Source organism: Aliiruegeria lutimaris (assembly GCF_900099935.1).
GTDB lineage: Bacteria > Pseudomonadota > Alphaproteobacteria > Rhodobacterales > Rhodobacteraceae > Tropicimonas > Tropicimonas lutimaris.
The window spans coordinates 1-21,538 of the sequence record NZ_FNEK01000082.1 but is presented as its reverse complement, the minus strand read 5'-3'; the positions used below and the strand labels follow the sequence as shown (position 1 = coordinate 21,538).

Below are 21,538 nucleotides of genomic sequence, written 5' to 3'. Positions count from 1 at the left end.
TGCTGGGCCCGGTCCACAATCTCCACAGGCAGAAAACATGCCGTCTCAGCAACCTCATCTTCAAGGTTCTCAGGATCCGGTGCAAATTTGGGATCACGCAGCCATTTGTGGATCAAGTTGGTGTTCATGGCATAACGCCGCGCCACCTGCGCAACCGATACCCCCGGCGCGCATGTTTGCGCACAGATCGACACCTTCTCCTCATCCGACCAGAACCGCTTCTTCTGACCCTTCTTGCCCGCCATATCCGTCCTCAAGATGTCCACTATCAATGGTGGACACTATCAACACACTCTATGACGCGTCAGAGCAGCGAGGCCGGACGCTTACGAACAGGGTGTCCCTGCGATATGTCCGTCAGATGGCCATCATCCCACCTTGCACCTCACCATTTCTTCGGGGCCACGGCCCCATTCAGTTCAGGCCGCGCGAGCGCCCCGGTATTCCGTACCATTCCTCAGGAGCGCCCAGACGATCCTTGCCATGCGGTTCGCCAGGGCAATCGCAGCTTGCTTCGCTGTCTTTCTCTGCAGGAGGCGCCACAACCAGTCTTCTCCGGGTTGGCCGCGTCGCCGCGAGGTGATGACCCCCATCGCCCCGAGATACAGGAGGCGGCGCAAGTACCGATTGCCCATTTTCGAGATCCGGCCCAGCTTCTCCCTGCCACCGCTCGAATGTGGTTTCGGCGTCAGCCCGAGCCAGGCCGAGAGATCGCGCGAACTCCGGAACCCGGTCACGTCCGGAAGAGTCGCCGCCAGCGCCGTCGCGGTGATCGGGCGGATGCCCGGAATGGTCTGCAGCCGTTTGGCTGTGTCGCTGGAGGCCGCCTCGAGGCGAATGATCTTCGTGAGCTGGTCGATCCTGTCTCTGGTTTCAAAGAACTGGTCGGCAAGAAGCCGAAGCGGCGCGCGGGCACAGGCGGGCAATTTGGCCCGCTCACCCGCTTCCAGCAATCGGCTGACATTGTGGATCCCCTTCGGCGCGACGATGCCGAACTCGCCCAGATGCGCACGGATCGCGTTGGTGACCTAGGTCAACTGGCGCACCAAGAATTCACGCGCCTTGTGGGTCATGAGCAGCGCCTAGATCTCCTCGCTCTTCACCGGAACAAAGCGCATCGAAGGCCGGGTCACCGCTTCGCAGATCGCTTCCGCATCGGCGTGGTCGGTCTTTCCGCGCCGGACATATGGTTTGACATAGGAAGGCGGCATCAGCCGGACGTTGTGCCCGAGCCTACCGAGCTCGCGCCCCCAGTGATGCGCACCGGCACAGGCTTCCATGCCGATCAGGCAGGGCGCAAGCCGCTGGAAGAATTCGAGCATCTGGTTCCGTCGGAACTGCCGCCGAAGGACGACCGCGCCCTCACCGTCGACTGCATGGACCTGGAAGACGGACTTGGCGAGATCGACGCCTACCGTGGTAATCTCTGTCATGGATGGCTCCCTTCGTGGGGTTCTGTTGATGACACCCAATGTGGCACATTGCGATGCCGGGAGCGGGAGCCATCCACTCCATCAATAGCGCGTCTATGGCTCATTGTAGTAGGTTGCGTCGCTGACACCGACCGAACGACAGGCCGTTCGCACGTCATCACCATCCGCCAGCTTCAACTCGATCTCACGCAGCAGCTTGAGGACGTCCTCGTCCGAATACCGTTTCCGAGCCATCTCCCGTCCCCTATTCGTGGTCCAAACATTGGCCCAGTTTTGGAGGGCGGCCACATATCCCATATCGCCGTGCCGATGGGCCACTTCAACGCATTCGGCACCGCCGAGATGGTCCGCGCCGCCTGCCAATGACGAAATAGTGGCGTCAAGCGTCGAGCCGCCTCTCTGCGACATTGCATCCTCAGTTCGGGTTCTTCTGAGGCCGTCACGATTCGGAAAGAGGATTTAGAATGCGCTGTGGGTCGAGGAGTGACTCGATTTCGAACGGGCAGGTTTGTACCGCTTGCAGGTCTTTGGCGATCTTTTTCTTTTTTCGCCCCAAGCCGTGCTCGGCGCTGATTGTTCCGCCAAACTCAAGGCAGGTGCCATATACACATTTTGAGAGGTCCGCCGGATCAGCACTCGCGCTCGGCGAAAGATTGAAGTGAATGTTCCCATCTCCCAAATGGCCGAACGCCGAAACCAACACATGTGCATCAAGCTTTGATACCCGATCGCTGGCCACCCGAATGAATTCTGGAACCTCGGCAACTGGCACCGCGATGTCGTGCTTGATCTGAAATCCTGCCAGGCGCTGCCCCTCGACGATAGCCTCACGTAGAAACCAGAGGTCTCGTCTCTGGCCCTCACTGGCGGCGACGACACCATCACAGACCAGGTCTCGATCCATCGCAACCTCCAAGAGACTCATCAAGGTCTCCTGGAGGCGTTCCGCGTCCGGCCCACTGATCTCCATAAGGACGGCCCAGTCTGGCGTGGGATCGAGCGGCGACTGTGCGCTATCGACGTGGGCGGAGGCGAAAGAGAGTCCCTGGCGCGGGATCAATTCACAGGCATCGACCGCGCCGCCGGCATGTTGCAACGCAAGGCTGAGAAATTCCGGGCCGGCCTCAAGGCGAGACAGGGCGAGCCAGGCGGTCGCTCGGGCGGCGGGGCGCGGCACCAGCTTCAAGACCGCTGCGGTCACGATGCCGGTCGTTCCCTCGGCGCCGATAAAGAGATGTTTGGGATCGATCCCAAGGTTGCGTTTGCGCAGACTGGACAGGTCCGACCATATGCGTCCGTCTGGCAGCACCACCTCCAAGCCGAGCACAAGATCGCGCATCATGCCCCAACGCAACGCCATGGTTCCGCCTGCATTCGTAGCGATCAACCCACCGATTTGCGCCGAGCCTTCCGAACCGAGAGACAACGGAAAAAGCCGGTCCTCCGCCTCGGCCGCCGCCTGTAGAGTTGCAAGCACGCATCCCGCCTCCACAGTCGCGGCATTATCGCGTGCATCGACCCTGCGAATACGATTCATCCGGCCCAATTGCACAACGACAGCGGCGCGTTTGGTGACGGGCGTGGCCGCGCCGACCAAACCAGTATTGCCGCCTTGCGGCACGATCACGACACCCGCATCGCGACATATCGTGACAATCCGCGACACCTCCTGTGCCGTGGAAGGGCGTAGAACGGCCAGAGCTTCGCCTTTGAGTTCACCCATCCAGTCAGTCAGGTATGGGGCCGCGACGTCGCCCGTCAAAATGGCGTTTGTAGGCAGGGCACCCGACAGCACCTCCATGAAACTGGTCATCTCGGAAGGTCCCGCCCAAAGGTCATAGAAGTTCCACGATTCCGGATGGTGTCATGCTCAGTGCAACACTCAAAGGAACTCCTTGCTGCGGTGGCCTTGCTCACATGAAAAAAAGCAGCTTTGGGAACACCTTGCCCCGGCACATCGCGAGTTGTCTGCCAAAGGAACGATTGCGGATGGTTGGCGAAAAGGATGCCAGCGCGCTCGGCCCATGGGAGCGCCACCGCGAGGGTATCTGTGCACTCTAGGCGCGAAAGCTTGCTACGAGTTCCTACTCGACCAGCTACACGTCCACGGACTACAATCACCTCCTGCAATCCAGGGAAAGGCTTTGCGCCAACCGTCTCGTTTAGCACGTGTCGCACCCGGGGCGTTCCTTGCTCGTGCCGTTGAATTGAACGGGAGTTTTCGTGGCTTTGGAATGCGTGCCGTTTCGGGGAATTTGCAACGGTTTGAGCATACAGGCCCGCTGCTTGGCCTGCTTTTCCTGGGCGCGCCTTGGAGCAATGGTCTACCATGAGATCGTCAGGCACAGATCGCCGGATGGCTGCCACGCACCGTCGCAAGCTCAGAATTGCGAGAATACCTTTGAATGTCTCTAGCCTCTTTTCGGTCATAGCAATTTGAGCGCGCGCTCGGAGGTGTCGCGAATGTGCTGCTCGATCAAGGCGGAGGCGAGATCGGCATCGCGGGCGAGCGTCGCCATCATGATTTCGCGGTGCTCCTCGAATTTCCGTCCGCCAAGACCCTCCGGTGCCCGCTTTGTCACAAAGCGATATCGATCGAGTTGGTCAAACATGATGGAGCGCAACCGAAACAGCCAACGCCCCGGGCAGGCTGCGACTATGGCCTCGTGAAACTCGCGGTGGCGCTCGACCCATTCGGAATGCCGTTCCATGCGCCGCTCCCACGGCAACCCCTCGATAAGGCTCAGGCGATGGTGCACGGCGACGATGTTGGCTTCCCAGTCCTCGCCGCCATGGACAATGGCCTCCCGCACCGCGCGCTTCTCAAAGCTGATGAAGTGATCGGTAATCTCGATGAGCTCCACGGCTGAAACCGGCGACACCTTGAAACCTTTGCCGGCCTCAACCGTAACGAACCCTTCCGAGGAAAGTTGCGAAAGCGCCTCTCGCAAGGTGCCGATGCTGACATCATAGCGCTTCGTCATGTCCGCGAATTTCAGGCGGGTTTCCGGCCCGAATACGCTGCTGACGATATCCGTGCGTAGGCGTGTTAGAACATCTCGTGAACTGGATGCCTCGGATCGCGAAGACGGGCCGCTTGTCGGGTTCAGGGTGCCTGAGGTCACACGTCGCTCCATAATAGATCGGCGGATTCGTAGCGCCATGCAGCTGGCGCCCCGGGTTTTCGAATACCCCATCCGATCGCCAAGCAACACCGTGATCGAGAATAGGGGTTCACGTACTAGACTTTCAATAGTATTCGTATTTTCGAAAAAGGAAAGAGTTACGAATGAAGCTGTTGTCTTTCGTGCTGAACGGACAGGCGTCCTGGGGAGCGGTCTCAGACCAGGGTATTGTAGACCTAGGGGCGCGCTCCAACGGTAAGTATGCAGATCTGAGATCCTTCATTGCAGCGGGAAGACCACGGGAGCTGCTCGCCGGCATCGATGGGGCCGAGTTGGGTTTCGATGAGGTCGAACTGGCCCCGGTGATTCCAAACCCCGACAAGATCGTCATGGCGGCGATAAATTATCGCGAGGATTCTACCCTACCGGAGAACATTCCTGAATATCCTGTTCTTTTCCTTCGCCTGCCATCCTCGCAGATTGCCCATGATGCGCCCCTGATTCAGCCCCGATCTTCGGAAAAGTTGGATTTCGAAGGCGAACTGGCGGTGATTATCGGAACGGGTGGCCGGCACATTCCGGCTGAAGGGGCGATGGCCCATGTAGCGGGCTATTCGATCTATAACGACGGCAGCGTACGGGATTGGCAAAAGCACAGTCACCAGTTCACACCCGGCAAAAACTTTTCCGGAACCGGTGCATTCGGGCCCTGGATGGTGGAAGCGGCTGACCTGCCTATTCCTCACAAGTGTGTGTCGTTGGTGACCCGTGTCAATGGCGTCGAAAAACAGCGCACCGATACATCGCGGATGATTTTCGATATCCCCTATCTGATTTCTTACATCTCAACTTTCGCACCGCTTGAGCCGGGCGACGTGATCGTAACAGGAACCTGTGCCGGATTCGGCAGCAAGCGTATGCCGCCTGAATTCCTAAAGCCCGGTGACGTCGTGGAAGTAGAGATCGAGGGGATCGGCGTCCTGTCCAACACCGTGGAAGCTGAAAAATAAGGTTACCAGGCCCCTGCCACGGCCGTGGATAATCTCGGTATTTTCAATTAATGAAAAATTTTCGAAAATAATTGCGATTGCCGAAACTGCGTGCTAGCAAGAATAAACCGGGGCCAAGGGGAGAGAGCTATGGGTTATCTGGTGAATTCGGTCGGGCACGTTCAGTTGAACGTGGTTGATGTCGACGCACTAGTCCGTGAGTCATGCGATATTCTTGGGCTTCGCGTGACACGGGAAGAGGCCGGATGTGTCTGGCTGTCGTCCAATGGACGCATGGCCGAGCTGGTGCTTCATGAGGCTCAGGAGAATTCGACCCGGTCAATCGGCTTCGAGGCTGTCTCGGAGGCAGCGGTTGCACAGGCAGCAAGTCGTGTTGCCGAAGCTGGGTGCTCGCTTCTGTCCGAGCAACCCAGTCTTGATTGTTGCGTGACCGGGGTGAGCTTCGTGACGCCCCAAGGGCATACGTTCGAACTCCACAGCCCCGTTGCAACAGAAATCTACGGCAACCGCCACGCGACCACCGGGATGGGCCCGCTGCGGATCGACCATGTGAACATCACTTCGCCCGACCCGGTCCAGACCCGTGCCCAAATGGAGACGATCATGGGGATGCGCTTGTCCGAGAGGATGGTTGATGATGGGCTGAGCTGGATGCGGGGCGCAAACCGTCTGCACCATATTCTCGGAATCGTGCGGGGCGAAACAGGCTTACATCACTATTCCTGGGAAGTCGCGGAATTCTCAGATTATTGCCGCCTGGGCGATCTGCTGGACACGATCGAAAAGAATTTCATCTGGGGACCAGGCCGTCACCGGCCGGGTGACAACACCTTCGCCTACTACATCGACGCCTGCGGCGCGATGGTGGAATGCGCAGGCAACATGGCGCTGATCAACGATGATGACCGCTATGAGCCCAACGTGATTACCGCGCTCAAGCGGCCCGACAACGTGCGCGTCATGAATGTCTGGGGCGAGCCTGCGCCGCTGCCGTGGCGCGAGCACAGGTTCCCCTGGGCCTCCCCGGCCGCATGAACGAACTGAAAAGGGTAGACTCGTGATCAAGATTGGAATTCTCGAAGGTTCCTTGCGGCGTGCGTCGTTATCGCGGGCGGTGGCGCGCGCATCTGCGGGCCTCGTTCCGGTAGGGATGCAGGCTGTGGCTTTGCCCAACCCGGGTAGTCTTCCACTGTTCAACCAGGACATTCTGGACGAAGGAATGCCCGATTCCGCGGCCGCCATGATTTCAGCGGTCGAGGGTGTGGACGCGTTGCTGATCGTTACGCCCGAATACAACTGGTCGATCCCTGGCGGGCTGAAGAACGCAATTGACTGGCTTTCGCGTGTGAACCCCAATCCGCTGGCGCGCAAGCCGGCTGCGATCTGGAGCGTTTCGCCCGGTCTTCTCGGCGGCGCGCGTGTCCATGAAAGCCTGCGCCAAACGTTGCACTGCCAAGAGGTGATTATCATGGCCAAGCCCGAGGTCCAGATCGCGGGCGCCAAGGGCAAGGTGGATGTAGAGGCCGGCCAGATCACGAACACCGAAACCGAAACCTTCCTTCGCGGCCACCTGTCCGCGTTCCAAGCATTTAGTCAATCTTGGCGCCGCGCCTGAGCGCGACCTCGATACTATCCGAAGAAAGGGCGCGACTCATGGAATATCCGCTTTCCTTCATGTCTGATGGATTGAAGCTGTCCGGCGTTCTGCATGTGCCCGAAGGGCGCAAACCCGGTCAGAGACTGCCGACCTTCATTGTCTTGCACGGGTTCGTTGGAACCAAGGACAAATCCCATGTCGAACTGGTCGCACGGATGATCGAAGAGATGGGCTATTGCGTGTTCCGTATAGATTTTCGCGGCTGCGGGCAAAGCGATGGCGCGCGCGGTGAGGTCCGGTGTTTCGATCAGGTGGCCGACACCCGCAATGCGTTGACGTTTATCTCCGAACGCGAAGAGGTGGATCCAGACCGCATCGGCCTGACCGGGCACAGCTTCGGCGCGGCCGTCGCGATCTTTACCGGTGGGGTGGATCGGCGCGTGGCTTGTGTCATGTCGCTATGCGGATGGGGCGACGGCGAGCGGAAATTCCGTGGCCAGCACCCCACGCCAGAGGCTTGGGCCAAGTTCACCGGCATATTGGACGAGGGGCGCCGTCACCTTGCCGAGACCGGCGAAAGCATGTGGGTGTCGCGCTTCGATGTGGTTCCGATCCCCGAGGAGTTGCGCAAGAACCTGTCGCCTCATGCACAGTTCGAGGTCCCCGTGGAAACTGCGATCAGCATGTATCATTTCCGCGCCGAGGATGTCGTGGCCGATATCGCTCCGCGGCCGCTGTTGCTGTTCCATACGGCTGGCGATGTCATCACGCCGATGGAACAATCCATCAGCCTGTTCCAGAAGGCCGGCGCCAATGCCGAGCTGATGATCCCGACCGGGGTGTCTCATTTCCCGTTATCCGATGAAGACGCACCGTACACGCGCGCGTTGATCTCTGCTTGGTTGAAGAAATTCTTCCCGACACCGCTTGGCGACCACGCATGACCCGGTTTCGTGCCGAGGATCTGAAGGATTATGCCGAAGCGCTGTTGCATGCGGCCGGCTATTCGCCGTGTCACGCGGAGCGGACAGCGGATATCCTTGTCTGGGCGAACGCTCGAGGTGCGGATTCCCATGGTGTCCTGCGCATCCCGCGCTATGGAGAAATGGTCGAGAAGGGCATGATCGATCCCGCCGCCGTTCCGTCGGTCGTGTCGCAAGAGGGCGCAGTCGCGGTGGTTGAAGCAGCCCGCGCTCCGGGGCCTTCAGCGATGGTGACCGCGACAGATACGGCGGTGGAAATCGCCAGCCGCCTTGGGATTGGCTGGTGCTCGGCGCGCAACATCACCCATGCGGGCGCGGTAGGTTATTTCGCTCTGCGGGCGGCCGAGCGGGGATATCTGGGTATTGTAATGACCGCCTCGGGCCCCTTGATGGCCTATCATGGCGCACGGGTTGCCGGGCTGTCGACCAACCCGATCTCGATCGCAGTCCCCGGTCGCGGATTGCCGCTGTTGCTGGATATGTCCACATCGACCGTGGCGCTTGGCAAGATCATGCACGCCAGGGATGCGGGCAGGTCGATCCCGGAAGGTTGGGCCATCGACGCCAACGGCGCGCCGGCGACCGACCCCGCGAAAGTCTCGACCCTGACGCCGCTTGGCGGTCCCAAGGGATCGGGATTGTCGCTGATGATCGAGATACTGGCCAGCGTTCTGGTCTCCAATCCTGCAATCTCGGGCGTCTTGTCGGGGGGCAAGGGCGCAATGAACGGCGCTGCACTGGCCATCAGAATTGAGGCATTTTCGGATCCTGAAGTTTTTGCCAGCCAGATCGCTAAATTGGCCAGCAGCCTCAAGGCGCTACCTAAAGCACCGGGCACGGAGCAAATCCTGATGCCGGGTGAGCGCGGATTTCGGCTTGCCGAAGAACGCAATAAGACGGGCATTCCGATTGCGGAGGGCACGCTCAACCGACTGGCCGACATGGCCGCCAAGTTCGGCATTGCCGCACCGACATCCATGCCGCCCCCTTAGCGGCAAAGGTTCCGCGAGACCACGACAGTCACGACGCATCGACGCCAACAGGGAGGGGCAAAATGCAAGGCGTAGACCAAGTACAACCATCCATCGCAAAGCGTGCCTCGAGCGGTGGCGTGCTTCTGCTGATCGGGCTTATTATCCTCGTCGTGGCCTGGAATTACCCTGTCGGCAAACTGACTCAGATGGGGCCAGGTTTCATCCCGCGCGTGGTTGGGTTCGTGATCTGTGCGCTGGCTGCTGCGATCATTGCCATCGACTTATCGGCCCCGAGCCATGCGCGTGGCGAGAAAATGCACTGGCGCGGCCTGATCTTCGTATCTGCGGCGATCCTCATTTTTGCATCCGTTGTGGATAGGGTGGGCCTTGTTCCGTCCATGTTCCTAGCAGTCGCCGTCTCGATGTTAGCGGATTTCGACGCACGCCCACTGAACATACTGGTATACGCGACCCTGGCGACGCTAGGCGGATGGCTCCTGTTCGTTGTAGCCCTCGAACTGCCGATCCCGGCGTTCTGGAGGTAACGATGATTGATCAGTTCCTCCTTGGCCTAGGTGTCGTCCTGCAACCGCATATACTGATGTATGCGTTCATCGGGGTCTTCATCGGCCAGTTGATCGGTGTATTGCCAGGAATCGGAGCCATCACCGCAATTTCGTTGTTGCTGCCGGTGACCTTCTATCTCGATGCGACCACGTCAATGATCATGTTGGCCGGCATCTATTACGGCTCGCAATATGGCGGGTCGATCGCCTCCATTCTGCTGAATTTACCCGGCACGCCGTCGTCGGTCGTGACCTGCCTCGAAGGTTACCCGTTGTCGAAGAGCAACCGTGGGGGCCTGGCATTGTTCGTGGCGGCGCTGTCCTCCTTTGCCGGGGGCATGGTTGGCGTTGCCATTTTGGTTCTGGCCGCGATCCCGATGACAATAATCGCCTTGCGCTTCGGTGCGCCGGAATACGCGATGCTGGTCATCCTTGGATTGCTGGCCGCCTCGCTGATCGGGACCGGGTCACAGATCCGGTCGTTCGCGATGGTGGTTCTGGGGATCGCGCTGGGACTTGTCGGCGCCGACCAGACAACCGGCTATTACCGCTTTGTCGCGATACCCGAACTGGCCGACGGAATCAGCCTGGTGTCGCTTGCAATGGGTCTGTTCGGTGTCAGCGAGATCATCCGCAACGCGGCTGTCCGAAGCACACCGGGCCGCGTTATGTCTATCCGGATGCGCGATGTGATCCCGACAAGAGCCGAGGCGCGAACCCTTGGGTTGCCCATCCTGCGCGGCTCCAGCATCGGCAGTTTCTTCGGCGCCCTGCCGGGAACCGGAGCGGCGATTGCGTCCTTCATGGCCTATGCGATCGAAAAGCGCGTTTCACGCACGCCAGAGAAATTCGGGACCGGGCACCTGCCGGGCCTTGCCGGGCCAGAATCCGCCAACAACGCTGCGGCACAGACCGGGTTCATCCCAACGCTCACCCTTGGCATTCCCGGCGATGCCGTAATGGCGCTGATCATCGGTGCGCTGATCCTGAACGGTATAATCCCCGGTCCGCGTCTGATGGTCGATCAGCCCGAGCTGTTCTGGGGCGTCATCGCGAGCTTCTTTGTCGGCAACATCATCTTGCTGCTGATCAACATACCGTTGATCCGGCTTTGGGTTCTGTTGCTGCGCATCCCGTACCAGAAGCTTTATCCGGTGATCATCGTGATGATCTGCGTAGGCGTATATTCGCACCGTACCAGTGTCACCGATGTGGTTCTCACGCTGGCCTTCGGCATTCTGGGTTATGTCATGAAGAACTACCGGTTCGAACCAGCACCCGTGCTTCTGGGCTTTGTCCTTGGGCCACTGCTTGAGGACAACTTCCGGCGCGCAATGCTTATCTATCGTGGTGATTTCACGGTTTTCGTGACCCGCCCTATCAGCGCGATTCTCGTTACGTGTTCGGTGGTGCTGGTCGTGTTTGCAATTCGGTCGAGTATCAAAGCCCGGCGAAAAACCGCCCGGGTGCTGTCGTGACCGGGAAAGTCCGTGCCCGACAGAGGGCGCGTATTAGGCCGAAGGGAGGTCCGAGGCCATAAAAAACAGGACGTCCGAAAAACTTGGGAGGATGACAATGATCAAGAAACTACTCGTCGCTTTGCCGCTGACGCTGGCGCTGGCCGCGCCTTCATTCGCACAGGATTTCCCCGAACGCGCGATGCGGATCGTTCACGGCTTCGGCGCGGGCGGAAATGCTGACACCGTGTCCCGCATCATGGCCGAGGCTATCTCGGCGGATCTGGGAGAGCCCGTCGTCGTGGAGTCGCGTCCTGGCGCAGGTGGCACCGTGGCTTCGGGTTATGTGGCCAGCGAAGCGCCTGATGGCTACACGATGCAGTTGCTTGTCGGCGGGCATGCGGTTGCCGCGGCGCTCTATAACGAACTGCCCTACGACTCTGTGAATGATTTTACCTTTCTTTCGACCCTGGGGCAGTTCCCGTTCTTCGTCGCCGCGCGCGCCGGTGAGTACGAATCCATCTCGGCCCTGATCGAAGCTGCACGAGCCGAACCGGGCAGCATCGTGATCGGCCATTCCGGCGTCGGCTCGACCCAGCACCTGACCGGGGAGCTTCTGGGTCTGCAGACAGGTGCCGAGTTCATCCATGTACCCTACAAAGGGGGCGCAGCGGCCTCGACCGCCTTGATGGGCGGCGAAGTCAACGTGATCATCGACACCGGCACCGTGATCTCCGGTCAGGCCGAAGCGGGAGTCTATGATATCCTTGCCGTGACCTCGGCCGAGCGCTGGCCCGATGCGCCGGATGTTCCGACGCTGAATGAAACGGTTGCGCCGGGCTTTGATGTCGTTTCCTGGACTGGTCTTGGCGCCCCCGCCGGCGTGCCGGATGATGTTGTGGAGATCCTGTCCACTTCTATCGGAAAAGCCCTTGCGCAGCCTGACGTTCAGGAAAAAATCGCAGCCCTTGGTGCGGCTCCGGGCGGTTCTACCAGTGAGGAACTGAAAGCGCTGATCGAGCGCCAGATTGCGGTCTGGAGCGAGGTCATCGAGGCCGCAGGTATCGAGCGGCGCTAAACCATTTCGGCGCACGGTGATCCTGTTGCCGTGCGCCGTTCTCACATCATCAAGACCATGAGGGCGGCATGACTACGAAAACCCCGGAAGAACTCTACGCCACGATGCTTCGCCAGTCCCTCTGGGTCATCACGACGAGACCTGCCCGTGGCCCCGGAATGCAGGACCTTTTGCCCGCGCATCTCGACTACCAGATCGCGATGGAACGCGAGGGAACCCTTTTCGGCGCAGGCCCGATCTTTGAAGACGGTGGAACCACCCCCACCGGAGGCATGATTATCGTGCGCGCCCCGGATGAAGCCGAAGCTCGTGCATTGGCCGATGCCGATCCTTTTCATGCCGCGGGGCTACGCCAGTACAGCTTGCATCGCTGGATGCTCAACGAAGGCGCGATGACCGTGACCGTCAGATACTCCGATCAGACCGCAGTCATCGGCTGATCCAAACACCCCGAACCACCGGAGACAGTCATGTCAGAACCGAAGCCGAACCTTGTCGGAGGCGACTGGGTCGCTGGGGACGCAGCGCCCAACATCAACCCGTCCGACACAATGGATATCGTGGGCCTCTATGCTCGAGCCAGCGCCGCGCAGACCCGAATGGCGATTGATGCCGCCAAGGCGGCTTTCCCTGCGTGGTCCCGCTCGACCCCATTGGAACGGCACGCTGTGTTGCGCGCGGCGTCCGACGAGATTCTGGCTCGCAAGGAGGAACTGGGGCGGTTGCTGTCGCGCGAGGAAGGCAAGACCCTGGCCGAGGGCATCGGTGAAACGGTCCGCGCCGCCCAGATATTCGACTTTTTCGCGGGAGAGGCACTGCGTCAGACAGGCGAAGTCCTGCCTTCCATTCGGCCCGGTGTCGGCGTCGAGATCACGCGGGAACCCATGGGCGTTGTTGGAATCATCACGCCATGGAATTTCCCTATCGCAATCCCAGCGTGGAAGCTGGCGCCTGCGCTTTGCTACGGCAACACGGTGGTTTTCAAGCCGGCCGACCTGGTGCCTGGTTGTGCCTGGGCGCTGGTAGACATCCTGCGGCGTGCCGGCCTGCCGGACGGGGTTCTGAACCTGGTAATGGGGCGTGGATCGGTCGTCGGCCAAACCATCGTCGACAGCCCGGACGTCGCGGCCCTGACCTTCACCGGTTCCGTTCCGACGGGGGCCGCGCTGGCCGCGAAATCCGCGCAACTCATGCGCAAGGTGCAACTGGAGATGGGCGGCAAGAACCCTTTCGTCGTCCTGGCCGACGCCGATCTGGAAGTGGCCGTCGATTGCGTCATCAACGGCGCGTTCTTCTCGACAGGTCAGCGCTGCACTGCGTCATCCCGGATCATCGTCGAGGAGGCCATCGAGGGCGCGTTTCTCGACAAGATGACCGAACGAATGGCAGGCTTGCGCGTGGGCAACGCCCTTGCACCCGAGACTCTGATTGGCCCGGTTGTCGACGAGAGCCAACTTGCTCAAAACGAGAAATACATCGAGATCGGCAAGGATGAGGGCGCCCGTCTGATGGCAGGGGGCGATCGCGTGAGCCGAGACACCGAGGGCTATTTCCAGATGCCTGCCCTGTTTGCCGATTGCACCAACCAGATGAGAATTGCGCGCGAGGAGATCTTTGGCCCCGTGGCCGCGGTAATCGCGGTCAAGGACTATGACGAGGCGCTCAGCGTAGCCAATGATACCGAATTCGGCTTGTCCGCTGGCATAGCCACCACCAGCCTGAAATATTCCACGCATTTCAAGCGCAACGCCGAGGCCGGCATGGTGATGGTCAACCTGCCAACCGCAGGCGTCGATTTTCACGTGCCCTTCGGCGGGCGCAAGGCGTCCAGTCATGGGCCGCGCGAACAGGGCCGCTATGCCGCCGAATTCTTCACCACAGTTAAAACTGCCTACACACTGGCCTGACCCTGGAAGGACAATCCATGATCTACGAGATGCGCGTCTATTCCTGCGTTCCCGGCGGTATGCCTGGACTGCTGAAGCGGTTCGAGAGCTCGACTCTCCGGATATGGGAGCGGATCGGTCTGCGCCCGGTGGGCTTTTTCACCACGCTTGTCGGCCCCTCGAACCACGACCTGACCTATTTCCTGGCCTGGGAGTCACTTGAGGAACGCGAGCGGCTCTGGGAAACCTTCGCCAGCGATCCCGAATGGCTCGGGGCGCGCGCGGCGCATCAAGAAGAGCATGGAGAGGTGGTCGCCAATATCGCGTCCAGTTTCCTCGCGCCAACCGCTTTTTCCGCCATGCGCTAGGTGGAACATGACCGAGACCCCAAAGACCGCGCCCGGAGCCGCCCTGTCCGGACTGCGCGTGCTGGACATGACCCGGATCCTTGCGGGCCCTTGGGCCACGCAGATCCTTGCAGATATGGGGGCTGAGGTGATCAAGATCGAACGTCCCGGCGTGGGCGACGACACACGCAGTTGGGGCCCGCCAAACGTAACCGACCAACAAGGCAGGGACCGAGGTGCCGCCTACTTTCATAGTGCCAACCGGAGCAAGAAATCGGTCACGGTCGACATGGTCCGGCCGGAAGGTCAGCGGGTTCTGAAGGCATTGGCTGGCCGATGCGATGTGGTCATCGAGAATTTCAAGGTCGGCGGCCTTGCGAAATACGGGCTCGACTATGCCTCCATTGAGGCGATCAAACCCGATATCGTTTACTGCTCGATCACCGGGTTCGGGCAAACCGGGCCCTATGCGAACCGCGCGGGTTACGACTTCCTGATCCAGGCCATGGGCGGGCTGATGAGCGTGACCGGCCAAGCCGATGGGACGCCGGGTGCGGAACCGATCAAGGTTGGCGTGGCGCTCACAGACGTGCTCACCGGGCTTTACGCCGTCATCGGCATCCTGTCTGCCTTGCGACACCGCGATGCCACCGGCGAAGGGCAGCATATCGACATGTCCTTGCTGGATGTTCAGGTCGCCACGCTCGCCAACCAGGCGATGAATTTCCTGGCCACCGGCACCTCGCCGGGTCGCCTTGGAAATGCACATCCCAGTATCGTTCCCTACCAGGCGTTCGCAGCGAGTGACGGTCACGTCATCCTCGCCGTGGGAAATGACGGGCAGTTTGCCCGGTTTTGCGAGGCGGCCGGGGCGCCGGGGCTGGCGACAGACGAGCGCTTTGCCACCAATCCAGGCCGGGTGCGCCACCGAGACGTGTTGATCCCCATCCTGCAGGGTCTGATGTCCGGGCGCAGCATGGATGATTGGATTACGACCCTGAATGCAGCCAATGTACCCGTCGGGCCGATCAACTCCATCGAACGGGTTTTCGCCGATCCCCACGTCCGGTTCCGCGGGTTGCAGACATATCCCACAACGCCGGATGGCGACGCGCTGGTGGGTGTCGGCTCTCCTCTGAAGCTATCGCGGACACCGGCTGTTGCGCCGCTTGCCGCCCCCGATCTCGGCGCGGATACCGGTGCGGTCCTGTCGCGATTGCTCGACCCGTCCACCTTCGATCTCGAGGCCCTTATGGCTGATGGCACGATAGGGGATACCCGCGCCAAACCCAAAGCCGGAGGCACTCCATGAGCGACAAGTTATTGATCACGCAAGAGGACGGAATCGCCACGCTGACCCTCAACATGCCTGAGCTGCGCAACCCGATCACCGACACAGACATGGTGGCCGAGATCTGTGCAGCCATGGACTGGCTCAATGCCGACCAGTCGATCCGCTGCGCGATCCTGACCGGGGCCGGCAAGGCCTTCTCCTCGGGCGGCAATCTGAAGCACATGCGCAGCAAGGAAGGCATCTTTGCCGGCGACGCGATTGCCGTGCGCAATGCCTATCGCGCCGGGATACAACGCGTGGCCAAGGCGGTCTGGTCCGTCGAAGTGCCCCTGATCGCTGCGATTAATGGCCCAGCATACGGCGCGGGCTGCGACCTTGCGTTGTTCTGCGACATTCGTATCGCTTCCGAGTCTGCGACATTTGCCGAGAATTTCGTGAATGTCGGCATTATCTCCGGTGATGGCGGGGCATGGATCCTGCCACGTCAGGTTGGCCTGTCACGCGCTGCTGAAATGGCCTTCACGGCTGATCCGGTTGACGCCCACACGGCCATGGCCTGGGGCCTTGTTTCGCAGGTAACAGCGCCGGAGAAGTTGTTCGACACAGCAATGACCTTGGCCCAAAGGATCGCCCGAAATCCACCGAGACAGCTTCGCTTGACGAAGCGACTGATGCGGGAGGGGACGGTTTCCACGCTCGATCAAGTCCTAGAGTTATCTGCGGCCTACCAAGGAGCCGCACACCAGACAGCAGACCACGAGGAAGCCGTCGCAGCGCTTCTTGAGCGCCGGGTCGGCACATTTACCGGCGACTGAAACGTGGACCTGTAGCAGGATTGTGCCGCTCCTTTTACCGCGTATCGTGTCGCAAAGGAGAACACAGATAGGATCACGCCCAACGGAGGAATGCTGCACTGCAGCGGTGCGCGAAGCATTGACCAGCGGGTCGCCGCGAAAGCAGGCAGCAGCGGATTTTCGGATTGGGTTTTTAAAGCTGAGCCGTTGGATACCAAAGACAAGGGCAGTCCTGAGAAACCCAAGATCCAATCAGATCTTGAACGCGAGATCGCCGAACTTCGGAAAGAGAACCGTCGGCTCCGGGAGGAGAGGGATTTGAAAAAACGGCCACGGTGTTCATCGCGGGAAGAAGCAAGTGGGGTTCGCCTTCGTCGAAGAACTCCGCTACGAAATCCCGGAGCACCGACTCTGTGATACAATGGGTTTCAGCCTTGGGATTATCGAGCCTGGCGCCGCCGTCCGCTCAGCGACAGATGGCGCAAGGACATGGTGGACCTAGCCGCTCACATTCGCGGGCATTTCGCCCAGTCTCTAGGCAGCTATGGCCGCCCACGCACGACCGAGGAGTTGAAGGGACTTGGCCTCCATGTCGTTCTTCGTCGTGTCGGCAGGCCGATGCGTGAGAAGGGAAAATCTGTTAAAAGAGGCAAGAAGTTCAAGGCCACGACAGACAGCAAGCACAGCTTCAACATCGCGCACAACCTGATGGATCGCGACTTCTCGGCAGATCGCCCGAACCGGAGATCGGCCGGTAACATTAGCTTTGTATGGACGCAGGAACGCTGGTTTTTCCCGGCAGTGATCCTCGACCTTCAATCTCGCCGCACTGTTGGATGGGCAGTGAGCAACCGGACGACACGCGATCAACCCAATCGAGCGCCCGAACAAGGAAGTGACGCGCTGACATGGTCGGGATCGTCCCCAACGAAGCGTCCATCACCCGGCTCATCGGCGCTGTCATGTTCGAGCATAACGACGTGTATGGACCACCTCGTCCTTGTAAGGGTTTTCTGCGACAATGGGGATACCGGTGCTTGCAGTCGTGTATCCGGCCTGTTCTCGCGGCGATGCCGCCGCTGGCCTTGATGGTTTCCGCGGTTCGACCGCCAGACAAATGGACGAGCTCACGCAGGCTCGCATCGTTTCAAGGACCTTTGTCGACCCCCGGTTGCCCGGGTCTGCCATCATCGCATGCTTCCCTCGCAAGCCAACGCCGCCGTGCGAGCGACGCAGGTCTCCGTCAGGCGGCGGCCATGAATATTGCTGGAGGTCTGTAGGCCTCTTCTCCTCTGACGCGGTGAAAACCCGAGAGGTTTAACACCGACCGGTGGAGCAGCCGGCACATTCCATTTCCGGACTTTCTCTGCAGGCGTGAACCGCTCACGAGTTATCGTCAAAAGCCGACATTCACATTCGCCTGAATCCGAGATGTTCACTGCGCTGCCGAAAGTCGACTCGGAGCCCTTTTGACCGATGCTGCTGTCCGCACCAACGGGTAGTATGCCGACGTTGCGGGCATTCGCTGCGTTGCGACATCCGGCACTGCGATCTGAGTGACCAGGAGAAGTCGATAAAGGAACGGACATTCGTCGGGGGCTTCACGCAGGTCTATTCAACGGACGTGGCTTCCGTAAACAGATGCTCGTTATTTGGTCACTCGTGGTTTCGGCACCACAAATCGCCGATCTGGATTGCGAGGTGCATGGTGTACACCGGGTTGAGACCCATCTCGCAGCCACTTCTCGAAGGTCTCGATATCGTCAGCCGTTGCTCCTGAAACCCGGTGTCCTCGACCCGCAGCAGCTAGATGCTGCAACTCCCAAGGCAGCGAAATTGGCGAACCACCAAAATACCAACTGCAACCCTTGTCCAACAAGAGGATAGGAGCGGACAGGTCCTTCCTCCGGGCATCGGCGTTGTCGTGATAGCCTGGATCGAGCCGCTCCACCGCGCCGTCATCTGCTACGCTGTAGACCGCATCAATTCTGTCTGGAAAGCGGTCGGTATACTCCGACCACTCCACCACCTCAGCCACGCGACCAGCATAGACCAACTCGCCTCGCTCATGCGGTCTGGGCATGAACCCGGCAACCCAGTCGCCAACGTGTGCGCCTCGTCTAATGATCGGTTTACATGTGGCCAGTGTCACAAGGTTGTTGTCCACACAGGGGGCGCGACCAGTATCGTGAGCCAATATGTAGCGAAACAGCCTCACGCGATCTGGTCCTTAGAGATGATCATGTTCAACCAGTCCTTCGCATCTTCGCGATTACCAATGTCACTGACAAATTCCTGGCCGCGTGCAACCGCCTGCAACCGATCATCGGGCAACCATCTTTCCGCCTTGCCGTGATAGGTCAGGCCACACTCTTTAAGCCACGGTGGAACATGCCAGATCGAAAGGGGGCCGCCCTCCTGTGTTAACCTCAGCGTCGGATCGGGTGTCGAAAACACGCCGCCATCACCGACGTACAAGGTGTTATTCCGGTTCCATTCACCGATGGTATGAGGATGCTGTACAGGAAGCCAATCAGGTGACTGGTCTCGTTGTGGCAAAGCACCAAGTGGCAGGACCTCTTCGATACGCAGCCAAGCGAATATCCAGTGTTCTCTTGGCCCGCCGTTCGCTTGGAACAAGCCAAAGAACAAGAAAACATCACCCGGACAAACCCCGTTGTTCGCCAGATGGGATTGCGCGGAACCTGTTTGACCGAACGCACATCGACCTTCGAAGAAAAACGGATCTGCATGGCAAAGGTGATCAGCTGCGATCCTACGCGACGTAGCCTTCTCTACTACCGCGCCCAGATGCAAATCCTCATATGTCGTTTCGCTACGATGGTTGGTAGGGATAGGCAGCGACGTCAATGACGAGGCCGTCATTGGAGAAGGCGTTCCACCGGCGCCGCTGTCGAAACCTTTCCTGCTTAGGATAATGCGCATGTTGTTGTTTCGCCCTTTTAGCCATCCTGAGAAACTCCGGCATCTTCCAACAATGAAGCCATAGCTGCAATTTCTGCAACAGACATAGTAGTTGTGGAACAAGCCCGCTTTGGGGTCTCCTCAGACCTTCGCCGCTCGGTTGACGAGTGGCTACTTCCGGCTGACGGTACTTCTAAAACGATGCTGCAAGTGCGAAGCGCTCATGCGTCGTGGCCGGCAGATATGCGCAGGTTGCTGTCGTAGTGATTCCGACGGTGGATGACCGCAATGTCCGCGATCTGCGCGTTCGACCCGATCCGGGTGTTGCGCTTGCAGCGAAAGGCGGCTTTGACGGGCCGCAACGCAGCAATATGATAGGTTGCCCGAGGTCGGGATTGGGCCGAGGCTGTGTGAAAACCCGAACCTTGGGTATACTCGTCTTCAACAATCGGAGGCGGGCATGTCGGGCTATATTGAGGGCGTTGACCGCGAGCAGGTGACGTTTTTCCCGGAGCGGTTGGAGGACTGGATCGGAGACGACCATCCGGTTCGAGTGATTGATGCATTTGTCGACGCGTTGGATCTGGTGGAAGCTGGTTTTGTACGGATGGTACCGGCGCAGACGGGCCGTCCTGGCTATCATCCTTCGGTTCTGCTGAAGCTCTTCGTCTATGGCTACATGAACCGGGTTGCGTCGAGCCGGCGTCTTGAACGGGAAGCAGGGCGCAACGTGGAAGTGATGTGGCTGACCGGCAGGCTGGTGCCGGATCACAAGACGATTGCGGACTTCCGGAAAGGCAACGGTCCAGCTATTCGCAAGACTTGCGCCAAGTTTGTGGAGCTATGCCGGCGGATCGGCGTTTTGTCGGCCGGAACTGTCGCCATTGATGGCAGCAAGATGAAGGCGGTCAACCACCGGGACCGGAACTTCACGGCAGGAAAGGTGAAGCTTCGGATCAGCCATCTCGAGCAGAGCGCGTCGCGGTATCTGGAGGAGATGAAACGGACCGACCGGAAGGAGCAATCCGAGTCGACGCTTCGCAAGATCGATCGCCTGAAGGAGAAGCTGGCCCGGGTCCGCCAGGAGGTACAGCGGCTGAACGGGATCGCCAGGCGGCTCAAGGAGACACCGGACGGTCAGATCTCGCTGACCGATCCAGATGCTCGGTCGATGGCGACCTACGGCAAGGGTACCGGGGTCGTGGGCTACAACGTCCAGACCGCGGTCGACACCGAGACCCATATCATCGTTGCTCACGAAGTGACCAATGTCGTCCACGACCGAACCCAGCTCACCCCAATGGCGAAGGTTACCAAGACGGCCCTGAAAGCCGATGAACTCCATGTCATCGCCGACCGTGGCTACTTCAGCAGCGCCGAGTTTCTCGCATGCCATGAAGAAGGGATCACCCCGACTGTGCCGCGTCCCGAGACTTCCGGCAACCGCAAGAAGGGCATGTTCGTGAAGCTGGACTTCACCTACGACACTGCGACCGACACCTACATCTGCCCGGCAGGCAAGGCGCTGACTTATCGCTACAGCCGTGAGGAAAACGGGCTCTCGTATCGCCGCTATTGGCAGAACGACTGCCAGTATTGCCTGCTGAAAGAGCGCTGCACGACGGGCAAGGAGCGCCGGATCACCCGGTGGGAACATGAGCATCTGATCGAGGCGATGTTTGCCCGAATGGACGAGACACCGGACCTGATGAGAAAGCGGCGATGCACCGTCGAGCATCCCTTCGGCACGATCAAGGCCTGGATGGGTGCCACCCACTTCCAGACGCGAAGGCTCAGGAACGTCCGCACTGAAATGGCGCTCCACGTTCTCGCCTACAACATAAAGCGCGTGATCAACATGATCGGCGTGGGCCAGCTATTGAAGGCGATGGCGACCTGAGGGGCCATAGGTTCCCATCTCGCAGGAAAACCCGCACACAATGCCCACCGGGAGCCGTCAGAGGTCGCTCCAAAAGGTCAGAGCCGCCAAATCGGCATCATTGGCCAAAATTCCTACCTCACGCCCAAGAACCAACAACAAGACCTGAGTTTCCACACAGCCTCGGCCG

At 59.8% G+C, this 21,538-nt stretch carries 20 protein-coding genes and 2 pseudogenes; 15 read left to right on the top strand and 7 right to left on the bottom strand.

Features of this window, described 5'->3' with window-relative positions; all coding sequences use genetic code 11:
* The 5 genes and pseudogenes from BLR85_RS23985 to BLR85_RS23965 all read right to left on the bottom strand — a co-directional run.
* Positions 1-245: transposase (locus tag BLR85_RS23985; RefSeq protein ID WP_139188529.1), on the bottom strand; the 245-nt coding region annotated here is incomplete at its 3' end.
* Between the two features lie 174 nt (positions 246-419).
* Positions 420-1,433 (bottom strand): annotated as a pseudogene (locus tag BLR85_RS23980) (IS110 family RNA-guided transposase).
* A gap of 93 nt (positions 1,434-1,526) precedes the next feature.
* A complete protein-coding gene (locus tag BLR85_RS29345) occupies positions 1,527-1,667 on the bottom strand; it encodes a transposase (protein ID WP_156461642.1) in 141 nt (46 codons plus the stop codon).
* 205 nt (positions 1,668-1,872) lie between these two features.
* Entirely contained in the window at positions 1,873-3,246 is a 1,374-nt protein-coding gene (locus BLR85_RS23970; RefSeq protein WP_093163411.1) for an FAD-binding oxidoreductase, read from the bottom strand.
* A gap of 613 nt (positions 3,247-3,859) precedes the next feature.
* On the bottom strand, positions 3,860-4,570 hold the full coding sequence (locus tag BLR85_RS23965; RefSeq protein WP_231701158.1) for an FCD domain-containing protein: 711 nt from the start codon (positions 4,568-4,570) through the stop codon (positions 3,860-3,862).
* A 152-nt stretch (positions 4,571-4,722) separates the two neighbouring features.
* Between BLR85_RS23965 and BLR85_RS23960 the strand changes: the two genes are divergently transcribed.
* From BLR85_RS23960 to BLR85_RS30010, 14 genes and pseudogenes are all read left to right on the top strand, one after another.
* Positions 4,723-5,568 carry a fumarylacetoacetate hydrolase family protein gene (locus BLR85_RS23960; protein WP_093163405.1) on the top strand — a complete coding sequence of 282 codons (846 nt, stop codon included), beginning with the start codon at positions 4,723-4,725 and terminating at the stop codon, positions 5,566-5,568.
* A gap of 129 nt (positions 5,569-5,697) precedes the next feature.
* Positions 5,698-6,603, top strand: a complete 906-nt coding sequence (locus BLR85_RS23955; RefSeq protein ID WP_068317711.1) for a VOC family protein — start codon at positions 5,698-5,700, stop codon at positions 6,601-6,603.
* 22 nt (positions 6,604-6,625) lie between these two features.
* Positions 6,626-7,183: an NADPH-dependent FMN reductase gene (locus BLR85_RS23950; RefSeq protein ID WP_163886956.1), complete on the top strand. Its 558-nt coding sequence runs from the start codon at positions 6,626-6,628 to the stop codon at positions 7,181-7,183.
* A gap of 38 nt (positions 7,184-7,221) precedes the next feature.
* Complete coding sequence (locus BLR85_RS23945) at positions 7,222-8,109, top strand: alpha/beta hydrolase (protein WP_068317715.1); 888 nt, start codon at positions 7,222-7,224, stop codon at positions 8,107-8,109.
* A complete protein-coding gene (locus BLR85_RS23940; RefSeq protein WP_093163402.1) occupies positions 8,106-9,140 on the top strand; it encodes an Ldh family oxidoreductase in 1,035 nt (344 codons plus the stop codon). Before BLR85_RS23945 ends, BLR85_RS23940 begins: the two co-directional genes overlap by 4 nt.
* A gap of 62 nt (positions 9,141-9,202) precedes the next feature.
* Complete coding sequence (locus BLR85_RS23935; RefSeq protein ID WP_093163400.1) at positions 9,203-9,667, top strand: tripartite tricarboxylate transporter TctB family protein; 465 nt, start codon at positions 9,203-9,205, stop codon at positions 9,665-9,667.
* Between the two features lie 2 nt (positions 9,668-9,669).
* The gene (locus BLR85_RS23930; protein WP_068317723.1) at positions 9,670-11,166 is read left to right on the top strand and encodes a tripartite tricarboxylate transporter permease; all 1,497 of its coding nucleotides are present in this window, start codon (positions 9,670-9,672) and stop codon (positions 11,164-11,166) included.
* A 97-nt stretch (positions 11,167-11,263) separates the two neighbouring features.
* Positions 11,264-12,223 (top strand): Bug family tripartite tricarboxylate transporter substrate binding protein, encoded by a 960-nt coding sequence (locus tag BLR85_RS23925; RefSeq protein WP_170844737.1) that lies wholly within the window; start codon positions 11,264-11,266, stop codon positions 12,221-12,223.
* 68 nt (positions 12,224-12,291) lie between these two features.
* On the top strand, positions 12,292-12,663 hold the full coding sequence (locus BLR85_RS23920; RefSeq protein ID WP_082739315.1) for a YciI family protein: 372 nt from the start codon (positions 12,292-12,294) through the stop codon (positions 12,661-12,663).
* Between the two features lie 30 nt (positions 12,664-12,693).
* Positions 12,694-14,130 (top strand): aldehyde dehydrogenase family protein, encoded by a 1,437-nt coding sequence (locus BLR85_RS23915; protein WP_068317732.1) that lies wholly within the window; start codon positions 12,694-12,696, stop codon positions 14,128-14,130.
* Positions 14,131-14,147: 17 nt separating this feature from the next.
* On the top strand, positions 14,148-14,477 hold the full coding sequence (locus BLR85_RS23910; protein ID WP_068317735.1) for an NIPSNAP family protein: 330 nt from the start codon (positions 14,148-14,150) through the stop codon (positions 14,475-14,477).
* A 7-nt stretch (positions 14,478-14,484) separates the two neighbouring features.
* On the top strand, positions 14,485-15,768 hold the full coding sequence (locus BLR85_RS23905; protein WP_068317738.1) for a CaiB/BaiF CoA transferase family protein: 1,284 nt from the start codon (positions 14,485-14,487) through the stop codon (positions 15,766-15,768).
* Positions 15,765-16,565: a crotonase/enoyl-CoA hydratase family protein gene (locus BLR85_RS23900; RefSeq protein WP_068317741.1), complete on the top strand. Its 801-nt coding sequence runs from the start codon at positions 15,765-15,767 to the stop codon at positions 16,563-16,565. Before BLR85_RS23905 ends, BLR85_RS23900 begins: the two co-directional genes overlap by 4 nt.
* An 847-nt stretch (positions 16,566-17,412) precedes the next feature.
* A pseudogene (locus tag BLR85_RS30010) lies at positions 17,413-17,524 on the top strand (transposase); the annotation flags it as partial.
* 668 nt (positions 17,525-18,192) lie between these two features.
* Here the strand turns inward: BLR85_RS30010 and BLR85_RS28695 are convergent.
* Entirely contained in the window at positions 18,193-18,762 is a 570-nt protein-coding gene (locus tag BLR85_RS28695; RefSeq protein ID WP_170844736.1) for an Nmad2 family putative nucleotide modification protein, read from the bottom strand.
* Positions 18,759-19,490: an Nmad3 family putative nucleotide modification protein gene (locus BLR85_RS28690; RefSeq protein ID WP_139188527.1), complete on the bottom strand. Its 732-nt coding sequence runs from the start codon at positions 19,488-19,490 to the stop codon at positions 18,759-18,761. Before BLR85_RS28690 ends, BLR85_RS28695 begins: the two co-directional genes overlap by 4 nt.
* A 439-nt stretch (positions 19,491-19,929) precedes the next feature.
* On the opposite strand from BLR85_RS28690, the gene BLR85_RS23895 reads away from it, so the two are divergent.
* Positions 19,930-21,369 carry an IS1182 family transposase gene (locus tag BLR85_RS23895; RefSeq protein WP_093148562.1) on the top strand — a complete coding sequence of 480 codons (1,440 nt, stop codon included), beginning with the start codon at positions 19,930-19,932 and terminating at the stop codon, positions 21,367-21,369.
* Positions 21,370-21,538 lie beyond the last annotated feature (169 nt).